This window comes from Sphingosinicella sp. BN140058, assembly GCF_004135585.1.
Taxonomy (GTDB): domain Bacteria; phylum Pseudomonadota; class Alphaproteobacteria; order Sphingomonadales; family Sphingomonadaceae; genus Allosphingosinicella.
Genome location: NZ_CP035501.1, coordinates 5,438,254 through 5,450,452 on the forward strand (window position 1 = coordinate 5,438,254; position 12,199 = coordinate 5,450,452).

Annotated in this window: 12 protein-coding genes and 1 riboswitch; of the genes, 7 read left to right on the forward strand and 5 right to left on the reverse strand. The window is 66.9% G+C overall.

All coding sequences use genetic code 11. The features are described from left to right. Positions 1-143 precede the first annotated feature (143 nt). The 3 genes from ETR14_RS24685 to ETR14_RS24695 all read left to right on the forward strand — a co-directional run bounded on the left by ETR14_RS24685 (position 144) and on the right by ETR14_RS24695 (position 2,947). Entirely contained in the window at positions 144-815 is a 672-nt protein-coding gene (locus tag ETR14_RS24685; RefSeq protein WP_243455676.1) for a hypothetical protein, read from the forward strand. 99 nt (positions 816-914) lie between these two features. Continuing rightward, positions 915-1,760: a MoxR family ATPase gene (locus ETR14_RS24690; RefSeq protein WP_129390351.1), complete on the forward strand. Its 846-nt coding sequence runs from the start codon at positions 915-917 to the stop codon at positions 1,758-1,760. A 53-nt stretch (positions 1,761-1,813) separates the two neighbouring features. After that, positions 1,814-2,947, forward strand: a complete 1,134-nt coding sequence (locus ETR14_RS24695; protein ID WP_129390354.1) for a hypothetical protein — start codon at positions 1,814-1,816, stop codon at positions 2,945-2,947. Between the two features lie 6 nt (positions 2,948-2,953). On the opposite strand, the gene ETR14_RS24700 is transcribed toward ETR14_RS24695, so the two are convergent. Together ETR14_RS24700 and rpmE are read right to left on the reverse strand one after the other, a co-directional pair. After that, the gene (locus tag ETR14_RS24700) at positions 2,954-3,475 is read right to left on the reverse strand and encodes a GNAT family N-acetyltransferase (protein WP_129390356.1); all 522 of its coding nucleotides are present in this window, start codon (positions 3,473-3,475) and stop codon (positions 2,954-2,956) included. Positions 3,476-3,492: 17 nt separating this feature from the next. Beyond that, on the reverse strand, positions 3,493-3,726 hold the full coding sequence (rpmE, locus tag ETR14_RS24705; protein ID WP_129390359.1) for a 50S ribosomal protein L31: 234 nt from the start codon (positions 3,724-3,726) through the stop codon (positions 3,493-3,495). Between the two features lie 106 nt (positions 3,727-3,832). Next, positions 3,833-4,005: riboswitch (cobalamin riboswitch) on the forward strand. A 91-nt stretch (positions 4,006-4,096) separates the two neighbouring features. Between rpmE and ETR14_RS24710 the strand changes: the two genes are divergently transcribed. Genes ETR14_RS24710 through ETR14_RS24725 form a run of 4 tightly spaced genes read left to right on the forward strand, consistent with a single transcriptional unit; the run spans position 4,097 to position 8,418 of the window. Further along, positions 4,097-5,977: a TonB-dependent siderophore receptor gene (locus ETR14_RS24710; protein WP_129390362.1), complete on the forward strand. Its 1,881-nt coding sequence runs from the start codon at positions 4,097-4,099 to the stop codon at positions 5,975-5,977. Beyond that, positions 5,946-6,734, forward strand: coding sequence for an ABC transporter substrate-binding protein (locus ETR14_RS24715; protein ID WP_165356604.1), 789 nt, complete (start codon positions 5,946-5,948; stop codon positions 6,732-6,734). The genes ETR14_RS24710 and ETR14_RS24715 overlap by 32 nt, the downstream gene beginning before the upstream one ends. Further along, a complete protein-coding gene (locus ETR14_RS24720; RefSeq protein ID WP_129390368.1) occupies positions 6,731-7,699 on the forward strand; it encodes an iron ABC transporter permease in 969 nt (322 codons plus the stop codon). The genes ETR14_RS24715 and ETR14_RS24720 overlap by 4 nt, the downstream gene beginning before the upstream one ends. Then, positions 7,696-8,418 carry an ABC transporter ATP-binding protein gene (locus ETR14_RS24725; protein WP_129390371.1) on the forward strand — a complete coding sequence of 241 codons (723 nt, stop codon included), beginning with the start codon at positions 7,696-7,698 and terminating at the stop codon, positions 8,416-8,418. The genes ETR14_RS24720 and ETR14_RS24725 overlap by 4 nt, the downstream gene beginning before the upstream one ends. Positions 8,419-8,421: 3 nt before the next feature. On the opposite strand, the gene fabZ is transcribed toward ETR14_RS24725, so the two are convergent. From fabZ to bamA, 3 genes are read right to left on the reverse strand one after another with little or no spacing between them, the layout of a single operon-like run. Next, the gene (gene fabZ / locus ETR14_RS24730; protein ID WP_256370190.1) at positions 8,422-8,901 is read right to left on the reverse strand and encodes a 3-hydroxyacyl-ACP dehydratase FabZ; all 480 of its coding nucleotides are present in this window, start codon (positions 8,899-8,901) and stop codon (positions 8,422-8,424) included. Beyond that, on the reverse strand, positions 8,898-9,533 hold the full coding sequence (locus ETR14_RS24735) for an OmpH family outer membrane protein (protein WP_243455677.1): 636 nt from the start codon (positions 9,531-9,533) through the stop codon (positions 8,898-8,900). Before ETR14_RS24735 ends, fabZ begins: the two co-directional genes overlap by 4 nt. Next, positions 9,533-12,196, reverse strand: a complete 2,664-nt coding sequence (gene bamA, locus ETR14_RS24740) for an outer membrane protein assembly factor BamA (protein ID WP_243455678.1) — start codon at positions 12,194-12,196, stop codon at positions 9,533-9,535. The genes ETR14_RS24735 and bamA overlap by 1 nt, the downstream gene beginning before the upstream one ends. Positions 12,197-12,199: the final 3 nt, after the last annotated feature.

Here is a 12,199-nt window from a genome sequence, read left to right on the forward strand (position 1 = left end):
CGGAGGGGCTTTTTGTTTGTGCCCGCCCCGACCTCGTGGAAAACCGCAACATCCCTAACGCGGCATAAACCTCGTTTTTACGGCATTGATATAGGTCGGGCGCGTAGAAGGACGTTCGAAACCGTTCGGGAAGGCACAGGGACATGGCAACAGCTTCGCTCGGCATGGCAAGAGCCGCCCAGATCGGGCAGCTGCTGATCGCGTCCGTCGAGGACGATGGCAGCGCCTCGCACCCCTGGTGCGGCAATCCCGATCTGCTTCGCGGCGAGGACAGCGCGCGCAGCCTTTCGGATCTCATCCATTATCTGTGCACGCTGCACGGCCGCTATCCCGGCGTCATCGACCATGCCTCGACGCGAGCGGTGGAGCCGGCCTCGCGCGCCTGGCTGGCGCAGGCGACCTATGCGTTTGCAGGGGAGCGCGCTTATCTCGCGCGTCTCGCCGTGGCCGCCGGGCCCGTTCCCAGCACGCCCGGGACGGCAGGCACCGACTCGACGATCATCGCCCAGCGCCATGCGATGGAGATGCTCGCGCAGTCGGAACGGCATGGCTGCGCGCTCGGTACCGCAATGGCGATCGTACTCGATTGGGCGCAGGTGCGCACGGTGCTCGATGCGGCGGCGATCCGCTTCGGTGTCGAGCCGCCGCCCTATATGGCCGGCGACGTCGGCACCGTGGCGACGCTCGCCGACGCCTTTGCCGGCAGCGCCGCGGTTCAGCGCGCCTTGCTGTTCGGCGCGCAACAGGTCCTGCTCCAGCACCGCGGCCTTTGGGACGTGCTCGAAGCCCGTCACGAGGCTCGGCGCGCGGGCTGACCCGCTTCGGGTCCGCCGGGCTGATCCGGCTCGGCTCCGCTTGCCGCCGCAGCGCCCCTCCCCTATCGCGTGCGGCTTACGTAAGCGGAAAGGGCAGGCATGCGTTTCGAGGGCACTGACGATTATGTCGCCACCGACGATCTCAAGGTCGCCGTCAACGCTGCGGTGACGCTGCGGCGCCCGCTTCTGGTCAAGGGGGAGCCCGGCACCGGCAAGACGGTGCTCGCCCACGAAATCGCCAGGGCCGTCGGGGCGCCGCTGATCGAGTGGCATGTCAAGTCGACCACCAAGGCGCATCAGGGCCTCTACGAATATGATGCGGTCGCGCGGCTCCGCGACGGGCAGCTCGGCGATCCGCGGGTGCACGACATCGCCAATTACATCCGCCGCGGCAAATTGTGGGACGCCTTCACCAGTCCGGCCCTGCCCGTGCTGCTGATCGATGAGATCGACAAGGCCGACATCGAATTCCCCAACGATCTCCTCCAGGAACTCGATCGGATGGAATTCCACGTCTACGAGACCGGCGAGACGGTGAAGGCGGCCGAGCGGCCGATCGTGGTCATCACCTCCAACAACGAGAAGGAGCTGCCCGACGCCTTCCTGCGGCGCTGCTTCTTTCACTATATCAAGTTCCCGGATCGCGAGACGATGCAGGCGATCATCGACGTCCATTTCCCTGGCATCCAGAAGCTGCTCGTCGGCAGGGCGCTCGACATCTTCTACCAGGTTCGCGACGTGCCCGGCATCAAGAAGAAGCCGTCGACCAGCGAGTTGCTCGACTGGCTGAAGCTGCTTCTCCACGAAGACATGCCGCTTGAAGTGCTGCAGTCGCGCGACCCCGCCAAGGCGATCCCGCCCCTGCACGGCGCGCTGCTCAAGAACGAGCAGGACATCATGCTGTTCGAGCGGCTTGCCTTCATGGCACGACGGCCCGGTACCTAGCGCAGGCTTGCCGACCAGGGAGAAGGGTGAGATGCTTCCCGGAATGGGGCCTCATGCGACACACTCTCCTCACGCTTGCAGCCCTGCTGTGGGCATCGGCAACGCCGCTGGCGGCGCAAGCCACCGGGCAGCAGGCGCAAGCCAAGTCGGAGTGGCTGATCTCGGAGCGCACGGCGCTTCTCAAGCTCGCAGGCGTCGGCTTCCCGACGGAACCGGGCGGACTGGCAATCACCGACACGAGGGACTTCAGCCATCCCGGCGAAGCCATCGACGCTGCAATCCTCTACGAATCGGGCGATCGGCAGGTCTTCGCGACAGCCTATGTCTATCTGCCTGGCCTCGCCCACAGCGGAATCGCGGCGTTGGCCACCGACTGGTCGATCCGAAGCAACTCCACCAGCCCGGTCCAGGCATTGGGCTCCAGCGACATTCGCGTCGCCGGGGTCGAAGGAGCCGCCATCCGGACGGCTTACGACCGTTATCGTGGCACATTGACCAGCCGGGCCGGATTCGTGAAGGCAGGGCGATACCTGGTCAAGCTTCGGGTCAGCGGCCCGGAGGCGCGTCGGAAGGATGTCGATGCCGCGTTCGACGATCTAGCTGCGGGCATCCAGGTCGGGTCGGACAAGTTCGTCTACCCTGCAGCACCTGTCGCGGTAGGACCCTGCGCAACTGCCGAGACGCCGAAAGCTGCCAGGCGGAAGCCCGCCTCAAGCGCGGAAGTCGCTGCGCTGGCACTCTTCGCTACCTTCGACGGTAGCGGGATGATCGCCAGGGAGGTGGCCGGCGGAACGACGCCCCTGCCCTCTCGCGTGCCCACGTCCCTGTGCAGCGCGAAGCTTTCGAGCGGTCACCTCGTTCTGCGGGCGGAACCTGGGCCGGCCGCTGCGTTCGAGGGACGGACGCGGCTCCTCGTTATCCTGTCTGATGGTGGCGAGATGCTTGAAGTCGTCGAAACCGCGAATTTTGGACATGTGATGCTTCATCACCGGATCGGCGGAACCGCCATTCTTTCCGCGTGGGATGGCGTACCGGCCAACGATCAGATCGAGCGGATGCTGACGGGTGCCGATCGGGACGCGACGAAAGTGCTGGCGACGGTTGTGCTGCGCCCGGACAAAGGCGCCGAGATCAACATCGCGGTGCCGCCCGATCCTCGGCTGCCGCGCGATCACGGGACGCGCTGATCCGCTTCAATCCGGCGCGCGCCGGAACAGCAGAATGGGTTCGCCGCGATAGCTTGCCTCTTCCCTGGAGTGGAAGCCGGCCTTCTCCGCCACGCGGATGGAAGGCGCATTGGCGGGATCGATGATCGCGACGATCTCGCGGCCGGGGAGTTCGCGGCGCGCCCAGTCGAGCGCTGCGGCGACGGCTTCGGAGGCGATGCCCTGGCCATGCGTCTCGGGGGCAAGGACCCAGCCCATTTCGGGCATGTTCTCGATCGACGGCTCGAGGTCGCGCTTGAAATCCGCAAAGCCGACCTGGCCGATGAAGGCATTATCGGAGCGCCGCTCGATGGCCCAATAGCCGTAGCCGACCAGGGCCCACAGCCCGGCCCCGGAAAGCAGCCTGCGCCAGCTTTCCTCGCGACCGAAGGTCTTGCCGCCGAGGTGGCGGACGAAATCGGGGTCGCCCAGCATCCTTGCATGGGCTTCGAGGTCGCTCTCGCGGAACGATCGCAGGCGCAGCCGCGCGGTCTCGACGATCGGGACCACGCGGCCGACGACCGATCTTACTTGCGGTTGCCGAGCGAAAGGCCACCGAAGCGCTTGTTGAAGCGCGCGACCTGACCGCCCTGATCGAGCACGCGACCGGTATTGCCTGTCCAGGCCGGGTGAACCTTGGGATCGATGTCGAGCTGAAGCGTGTCGCCTTCCTTGCCCCAGGTAGAGCGCGTCTCGAACACGGTGCCGTCGGTCATCTGCACCTTGATCATGTGGTAATCGGGATGGGTATCGGCTTTCATCGTCTTGATATTCCTTGGGGTTTGGCTGGTTCCGACCAGCCTCATGGAAGGCGGTGCGGCATGTAGCCAAAAGCGGACGAATTGACAAGATATGGGGGCGCCGACTAGCGCCTGTGCCAGCGAAGGTGCCGCGCCCCGCAAAGGACGCGGTGAAAATGGGAAGCCGGTGGAAGACCGGCGCTGTACCCGCAACTGTGAACGGCGAGCCCCGATCCGCAAAGGATCGGATCCGGCGTCGACCCTTGAGCCAGGAGACCTGCCTTCGCCCTGTCGTCCGCAACGCGCCGGGAGCTGCGCGCTGCGCGGCACTTCGCCGATCGCGGCGAATGCCTCCGAGACGACATTTTCGTCGTTATTAAAGGAGGTTAGCATGTCAGCCGTTCTGATTCTCGCCGCATTCGCGGCCGGTCCCGTCGCCGGCACCGGCGAGGAGAATGCCGACACGATCGTCGTGACCGCCGCCCGCGAACCGGTGCAAGCGGACGCCGCGCCGGTCTCCGCGACTGTCTTCGCCGGCGATACGATCGCGGCGCTCGCATTGCCCTCCGCCGCCGATCTCCTGCGCCTCAGCCCCGGCGTCTCGGTCTCAACGACGGGGCCGCGCGGCACCCAGACCCAGCTTCGCATCCGGGGTGCGGAGGCGAACCACACTTTGCTGTTCGTCGACGGCATCCGCTTCAACGATCCGGCCGCCGGCAACGAAGCCCGTTTCGAACTTCTCACCACCGATGCTCTGTCGCGGGTCGAGATCGTGCGGGGACCGCAATCGGCCCTCTGGGGTTCGGAAGCGCTCGGCGGCGTGATCGCGCTCGACACCGCCAATCCCGTCGGCGGCACGCGGCTGAGCCTGCTGGGGGAATATGGCAGCTTCGACAGCGCCCGCGCCTCGGCCCAGTTCGCGGCCGGCAGCGAAGGCGCGGGAGTCTCCGGATCCGCGGGTTGGTTGCGCAGCGACGGCATAGACAGCTTCGGCAGCGGCGGCGAGCGGGACGGTTTCGAGACGTTCAGCGCGAGCCTTAAGGGTGTCGTCCGACCTGCGCCCGGAATCGAGCTTGGGCTCGTCGGCCATTATATCGGCGGCACCAGCGAGTTCGACGGAACCGACCCGCTGACCTTTGCCCGCGCGGACACGCTGGACGAGACCCGCAACCGGATCGGGGCCGTGCGCGGCTGGGCCAAGGCGGAAATCGGCGGCTGGTCGCTGTCGGGAGATCTCGGCTGGCTCGGCAGCAGCAATCGCAACCGGCTGGGCGACTCGCCGCTCAACCGCACATCGGGTGAACGATTGAGCGCGGGCGGACAGGTGAGCCGGGGCTTCGGCGCGCATCGGCTGACCGCGGCAGTCGAACACGAAGCGGAGGATTTCCGCGCCCGCGACCAGATCTATTTCGGCGGCACCGATCAGGATCGCAGCCGCCATCTGACCGCGCTGGTCGGCGAGTGGCATGCCGGCTGGAGCGATCTCGTCTCGACCGACGTCTCGCTTCGCCACGACAGTTTCAGCGCGTTTCGCGACGCCACAACGGTGCGTGCGACCATGGTGCTCACGCCGGCGGCAGGGTGGCGGCTGCACGCCGCTTACGGCGAAGGCATCGCCCAGCCGAGCTTCTATGATCTCTACGGCTTCTTCCCGGGTTCGTTCGTCGGCAACCCGGCGCTGACTCCGGAGCGGTCCCGCGGGTGGGAAGCCGGAGTGCGCTGGCAACAGGGCGCGTTCGCGGCGGGGCTGACCGGCTTCTCCAACCGCCTGACCGACGAGATCGTCGATACGTTCGACTCCGTCACCTTCCTGTCTAGCACGGCCAATGCCGAAGGCAAAAGCCGGCGCAAGGGGATCGAGGTGGATGGCTCCTGGCGCGTGGCGGACGCGGCGACGATCGCGTTCAACTACACCTACCTCGATGCCGAGGAGCAGAAGACCGCCGGCGTGGCGTCGATCCGCGAACTCCGCCGGCCGCGGCACAGCGCCAATCTGATCGCCAGCGGCACTTCGGGGCGCTTCAGCTGGGGAGCCTCCGCCGCCTATGTCGGCAAGCGCGGCGATACCGACTTCGATCTCTTTCCCTCGCCCCGCGTCACGCTCGACGATTACCTCCTCGCCTCGCTGCGGCTCGGCTGGCAGGTCGGCGACGGGATCGAAGCCTATGCACGGGTCGAAAACGGCCTCGACGCCGATTATCAGGACGTCGTCGGTTACAACACGCCGGGAAGGGCAGTCTATGCGGGCCTTCGCTTTCGCCTCGGCGATTAGTCTGCTCGTCGCCGCGGGCGCAGCCGATGCGGCGCCGCGGCGGGCGGCGTCGCTCAACCTGTGCACCGACGAGCTGTTGTTGATGCTCGCCGCATCGGAGCAGATCGCGTCGGTGACCCATCTCGCCCAGAAGGAGGCGGAGACGCCCTTGTGGCGACAGGCACGCCGGTACCGGACGAATGACGGCAGCCTGGTCTCGGTCGCAGGGCTCAGGCCGGATCTGGTTCTCACCATGGGCGGCGGCGCGCGCGACCGGGTGCGCATCGCCGAGCGGCTCGGCATTCGGATCCTCGATCTGCCCTATCCCCAGACGATCGGCGACGTCGAGAAGAGCATCGGCACCGTCGCCGCGGCGCTCGGCCGGCCGGACCGCGCCCGTCCGCTGCTGAACGCCATCGAAGCCCTGAAGCGCAGCGCGCCGCATGAAGCGACCGAAAGCATATGGCTTGGCGGCGGCGGTCGCAGCGTCGGGCCGGAAAGCCTCGCCGGTCAGTGGATGGCGCTCGCCGGCCTTCGGCAGCGCCCTCTTCCGGGCGATCGCCTGACGCTCGAGCAGTTGCTGGTCGCGCCGCCGCGGATCCTGCTGCGCAGCGACTATCGCGCGGGGCAATATTCCGGCGAGCAGCGCTGGCTCGCGCATCCGCTTGCCAAGGCGACGGGCAAGGCACGAACGCTCGTCACCGATGGACGCTTGTGGACCTGCATGGGGCCGTTGCTGGGCGGCGAAATCGCCCGGCTGAAGGCGGTGCGCAAATGACCAGGCCGATCGCCTTTCTGTTGGCGTCCGCCGTCGCCCTGCTGCTGGCGCTGTCGGTGCTGACGCCGTGGAGCGTGCTGCGTGATCTGTTCGATCAGGATCCGGGTCTCGGCCGCGCCGTCGTCGTCGAGCTGCGGCTGCCGCGGGCGCTGCTGGCGCTCTTTTATGGCGCGATGCTGGGCGCGGCCGGCGCCGCCATTCAGGCGCTCTTCGCCAATCCGCTCGCCTCCCCGGATCTGACCGGGACGACGAGCGGCGCGGCGCTCGGCGCCGTCGTCACCGCCTACCTGATCGGTCTCTCCTCACCGCTCGCATTGTCGGTCGGCGCCGTCGCCGGCGCCCTCGCCGCCCTCCTGCTCCTGCTGGCGCTGGCCGGGCCGCGCGCGGAAACGGCGACCCTGCTCCTCTCGGGCCTCGCGATCAGCGCGCTCGCTGGGGCGCTCACCACCCTCGCGCTGGCGCTGGCGCCCTCGCCCTTCGCCTTTTACGATGCCTATGACTGGCTGATGGGATCGCTCGTCGACCGCAGCCTCGCGCAAGCGGCCTTCGCCGGCGGCCCTGCTTTGTTGACCGTGCTGCTGCTGCTGCGTCTCCGCCGGCCGCTCGACCTGCTCACGCTCGGCGAGGATGTCGTCCAGTCGCTCGGCCACGATCTGCGCCGCCTGCGGATCGAGATCGTCGCCCTCACCGCGATCGGGGTCGGCGCCTGCGTCGCGATCTGCGGCGCGATCGGCTTCGTCGGTCTCGTCGCGCCGATCTTCGCTCGCCGGATCAGCCGGGGGCATCCCGGCGGCGCGATCCTGCCGGCGGCGCTGATCGGCGGGGGACTGCTGCTGGCCGCCGATCTCGTCACCCGCGCCGCCCCACTCGGCCGGGTGCTGCCGATCGGCGTGGTCACCGCCTTGCTCGGCGCCCCCTTCTTCCTCTGGCTGGTCGCGCACATGCGCTGGAGCCTCAGCCGATGACACTGTTGCTCGATGCCACCGGCCTGGCCATCCCGGGGCGGCTCGCGCCGACCGAACTCCGCATCGAGAGTCCGGGCCTCGTCTGTCTCGTCGGGCCCAATGGCAGCGGCAAGACCAGCCTGCTCCACGCGCTGAGCGGCATCGGCGCCCCGTCCGGCGCGGTTACGATCTGCGGCATCGATGCACGCGCGGCGCCGCCGGCGGAACGGCGGCGCCTGTTCGCCTATCTGCCGGCCAATCGCGACATCGCCTGGCCGCTCAGCGCGCGCGACGTCGCCGGCCTCGCCCTCGGCCGCGACGATGCCGCCATCGACGCGGCACTCGCAACCCTGGACCTGACCGACTTCGCCGCCCGCCGGGTCGATCGGCTTTCAACGGGTGAGCGCAGCCGCGTCCTGCTGGCGCGGGCGCTTGCGGCACAGCCGCGATTGCTGCTGCTCGACGAGCCCGTCGCCAATCTCGATCCGCTATGGCAGCTGCGCTTGATGGAGATCCTGAAGGCCGAGGCACGGCTGGCCGGGCGGGCCGTGCTCGTCGCCTTGCACGACCTCGATCTTGCCGCCCGCTACGCCGACCGGTTGATCGTCATGAAAGACGGCCGGATCGCCGCGGACGGAGACCCGCTTGCGCTGGTCGCCGGCCCGGTGATTCCGGCCGTGTTCGGCATCGAGCGGAGCGCGTCGGGCTGGCGCCCGGCCACACCACCGTCAAATCGATGAAGGTCAGTCCTTCGGCGGATCCGCAATCATCGCCGTGAAGCTGGTTTCGGCGGCGAGCTTGCCGTCGACCAGCACCTTTCCGGCGAATTTGCAGACCGAACCGCGATCCTGGACGAGTTCGACTTCGATACGAAGAAGGACGCCGGGTTCGACCGGGCGTCGGAACTTCGCATTGTCGATCGCCATGAAGTAGACGAGCTTGCCGGTTCCGGCGAGGCCAAGCGACTCCACGGCGAGAACGCCGGACGCCTGCGCCATTGCCTCGACGAGCAGCACGCCGGGCATGATCGGACGGGTCGGGAAGTGACCCTGGAAGAAGGGCTCGTTGATCGTCACCGCCTTGATCGCGACGATCCGCTTCCTCGGGATCAGCTCCTCGACCCGATCGATCAGGAGCATCGGGTAACGGTGCGGCAGCGCCGCCATCACCCGCCGGATATCCAGCGGCCCGATGGCGGTGCTTGCCGTGTCGTCGGTGCTCACCGGCCCTGCGGCTGCGGCTGCGCCGGCTGGGTGCCGGCGGGCGCCGCCGGCGCATTCTGCTGCGGCAGCGGGGTAACGCTCACCGACGGCACCTGCTGATTGAGCTGCGTCAGCACCTCGGCGGTGATGTCGATCGCATTGTCGTTGGCAAGCGTCGAGCTCTTCGAGACGGCGATCGCCGCACGGCGGCTCGCACGGATCGACTCGATGATCGGGATCAGACGCGTGCCGATCTGCTGCTGGACGTGCGCCTGCGTCGAGCGGATCGTCTGCTCGCGCTGACCGATCTGCTGGTTCGCCTGGTTCTGACGGGTCTGGAACGCGGTCGCGCGCTGCTGCAAAGCGGCATCCGGCTGCTTGCCGTTGAGCGCGCGCACTGCGGCCTCGATCGCCTGGCCCTCGGTCTGGAGCGGTTGCGCCAGGCCTTGCGCGAATTGCTGGGCCTGCTGGACCTGGCCCTGCAATGCGGTCTGAGCGGCGCGGCAGGCGGTGCACTCGGTCATGACACGGTCGGTGTCGACGACCAGGACGGCGGCGCCGGCTGCGTTGTTGTTGCGCTGCGCGAGCGCGGCACCGGACATGCCGAGCGAAAGCGCCGCGGCGGCGGCGGTGCCGAGAACAATCTTCTTCATTAGAATGCGGTCCCTACGTTGAATGTAATGAGCTTTGTGTCATCCCCGTCGGCCTTGATAAGCGCCTTGGCTATATCGATCCTGAACGGTCCGAATGGCGAATTCCAGTTGACGCCGAAGCCGACCGAGACACGCGGCTTCGCCGTGTTGCCGGCGTAGATTTCTTCGAACGAATTCGCGCCGATGACCGCTCCGGTTGGACAGGTTTTGCTGCCGATCACCTGCGAGGCCTCGACCGTGCCTGCAACTGCGGGATCGTCGACGCAATTGGTCAGCGTCGTGGTGATCGGCCGCTTCAGCCCAAACAAGGCACCGGCGTCGACGAAGAAGGACGGACGCAGTCCCATCTCCCGCAGGCCGGAGCTCAACGGAACTTCGAGCTCGGCACGGGCGAGATAATAAGCGCGACCACCAAGCGCGTCGTCGATCTGGTTGTTGTTGTCCTCGATCGGACCATTGGCATCGAAATACTGACGGATCACGCGTGGCCCGACGCCGCGGATATCGAAGCCGCGGATCTGCGGCTCGCCGAGGAAGAAGCGATCGATCAGGCGCACCGGATCCTCGCCGACTTCGTCCGCCTTTTCGAAGCTGTGGATGTAACCGCCCTCGCCGCTGACCGAGAAGACGAAGCTGCCGAAGGGCTGCCAGTATTTGGATGCGTTGAGCTTCGTGCGCAGATATTTGACGCTGCCGCCCAAACCCGCGAAATCCTGGTTGAGCACGACGCGCTGGCCACGGGTGGGGCGCAAGCGGTTGTTGGTGTTGTCGAATGCGAACGAATAGCCGATCGACGAGGTCGTCCGCTGGCCGACTGCCTGACACAAATAGCGGCCGACACGCAGCGGATCGCAGAAGGGCTCCTGCGGTCCGTTCGGACCATCGGGATCGGTGAAATACAGATCGCGATCGAGCGTAACGTCGTCGACGCTGAGCCCGTAGCGGCCGGCCAGCTGCATATATTCGGTGAGCGGGATGCCGCTGCGCAACTGGAAGCCGGTCGAGACCTGCTTGTAGGTGTTGTTGCGCTCGTTGCCGATGTAATTGAAGCTGCTGTAGTCGCGGCGGAACACGTCCGCGCCGACGGCGATGTTGCGGTCGAACAGATAGGGCTCGGTAAAGCCCAGCTCCACCGACTTGGAATAGCTCGAATAATTGACCGCCGCTCGCAGCTCCTGACCCTTGCCGCGGAAGTTGCGCTGGCGGATCGACAAGTTGACGAGGAAGCGCTCCAGGCTCGAGAAGCCCGCGGAGACCTGAAGCTCGCCGGTCGCCTTTTCCTGCACGTCGACCCCGAGGATCACTCGATCGGGAGTCGAGCCCTGGGTCTGGGTGACCTCCAGATCGTCCTGGAAATAGCCGAGCGACTGGATGCGGTCGCGCGAGCGCTTCACCCGGACGCTGTTGAAAGGATCGCCCTCGGCCAGACGGAATTCGCGCCGGATCACCTTGTCCTGGGTGACGGTGTTGCCGTTGATGTCGACCCGCTCGACATAGACGCGCGGCGTCTCGGCAACCTGGAAGGTCACCGCCATCGTCTTGGTCTCGGCATCGCGCTGGATACGCGGATTGACGTCGGCGAACGCATAGCCGAACAGGCCTGCGCTCTCGTTCAGCGAGGTCACCGTGTCCTCGACCTGCTTGGCATTATACCATTGGCCGTTCTTCATCGGCAGCAGCCGGGTCAGATCCTCGCCTTTGAGGTCCCGGATCTCGCTCTCGACTTTGACGTCGCCGAACTTGTAGCGCTCGCCTTCCTCGACGACGTAGGTGATGATGAAGTCCTGCCGATCCGGAGTCAGCTCGGCGACTGCGGAGACGACACGGAAATCGGCATAGCCCTCGGTCAGGTAGAACAGGCGCAGCTGCTGCTGGTCATAGGCCAGGCGATCGGGATCGTAGACGGCGCCCGAGCCGAGGAAGCTGAACATGCTGGTGCGCTTGGTCGCCATGTGGCCGCGCAGCTCGCCGTCCGAGAACTTCTCGTTGCCGAGGATGTTGATCTGGCGAACCTTCGACTTCGGCCCCTCGTTGATCTCGAAGACGACGTCGACGCGATTCTGTTCGAGCTGCACGATCTTGGGCTCGACCTCGGCTGCGAAGCGGCCTTGGCGACGGTAGAGCTCGATGATCCGCGCGACGTCGGCACGCGCCTTGGTGCGGGTGAAGATCTGGCGCGGGGCGAGCTTGATCTCGGGACCGATCTTGTCGTCCTTGATGCGCTTGTTGCCTTCAAGGATGATCCGGTTGATCACCGGATTCTCTCGCACCTGGATCACCAGATTGCCGGTGTCGCTGCCAAGGATCTGAACGTCGGCGAACAGCTCGGTGCCGTAGAGATCGCGCAGCGCCTCGTCGAGCCGCTCGCGCGTATAGGTCTCGCCGACGCGCAGCTTCATGTAGGAGATCACCGTCTCCGGCTCCAGCCGCTGATTGCCGGAGACGGCGATCGAGCGGATCGGCTGCGCGGCCGGGGCGACCGGGGCGGGTACGGCGGCGGCAGGCGCGGGCGTAGCGGCGGGCGCGCCCGTCGTCTGGGCCGGGGCCGGGCTCTGTGCAGCCTGTTGCGCGTGCGCCGAAACGCCGGTGCCGCCGAGGATCGTGCCGACGAGGAGCACGGAGCACAGGCGCCGACGATGATTGATGATTTTGGTCGCTGTCACGGG

Coding starts and splice junctions, on each gene's coding strand:
- ETR14_RS24715 (WP_165356604.1), top strand. CDS start 5,946: ATGCGGGCCTTCGCTTTCGCCTCGGCGATTAGTCTGCTCGTCGCCGCG.
- ETR14_RS24685 (WP_243455676.1), top strand. CDS start 144: ATGGCAACAGCTTCGCTCGGCATGGCAAGAGCCGCCCAGATCGGGCAG.
- ETR14_RS24690 (WP_129390351.1), top strand. CDS start 915: ATGCGTTTCGAGGGCACTGACGATTATGTCGCCACCGACGATCTCAAG.
- rpmE (WP_129390359.1), bottom strand. CDS start 3,726: ATGAAAGCCGATACCCATCCCGATTACCACATGATCAAGGTGCAGATG.
- ETR14_RS24720 (WP_129390368.1), top strand. CDS start 6,731: ATGACCAGGCCGATCGCCTTTCTGTTGGCGTCCGCCGTCGCCCTGCTG.
- ETR14_RS24710 (WP_129390362.1), top strand. CDS start 4,097: ATGTCAGCCGTTCTGATTCTCGCCGCATTCGCGGCCGGTCCCGTCGCC.
- ETR14_RS24725 (WP_129390371.1), top strand. CDS start 7,696: ATGACACTGTTGCTCGATGCCACCGGCCTGGCCATCCCGGGGCGGCTC.
- ETR14_RS24735 (WP_243455677.1), bottom strand. CDS start 9,533: ATGAAGAAGATTGTTCTCGGCACCGCCGCCGCCGCGGCGCTTTCGCTC.
- ETR14_RS24695 (WP_129390354.1), top strand. CDS start 1,814: ATGCGACACACTCTCCTCACGCTTGCAGCCCTGCTGTGGGCATCGGCA.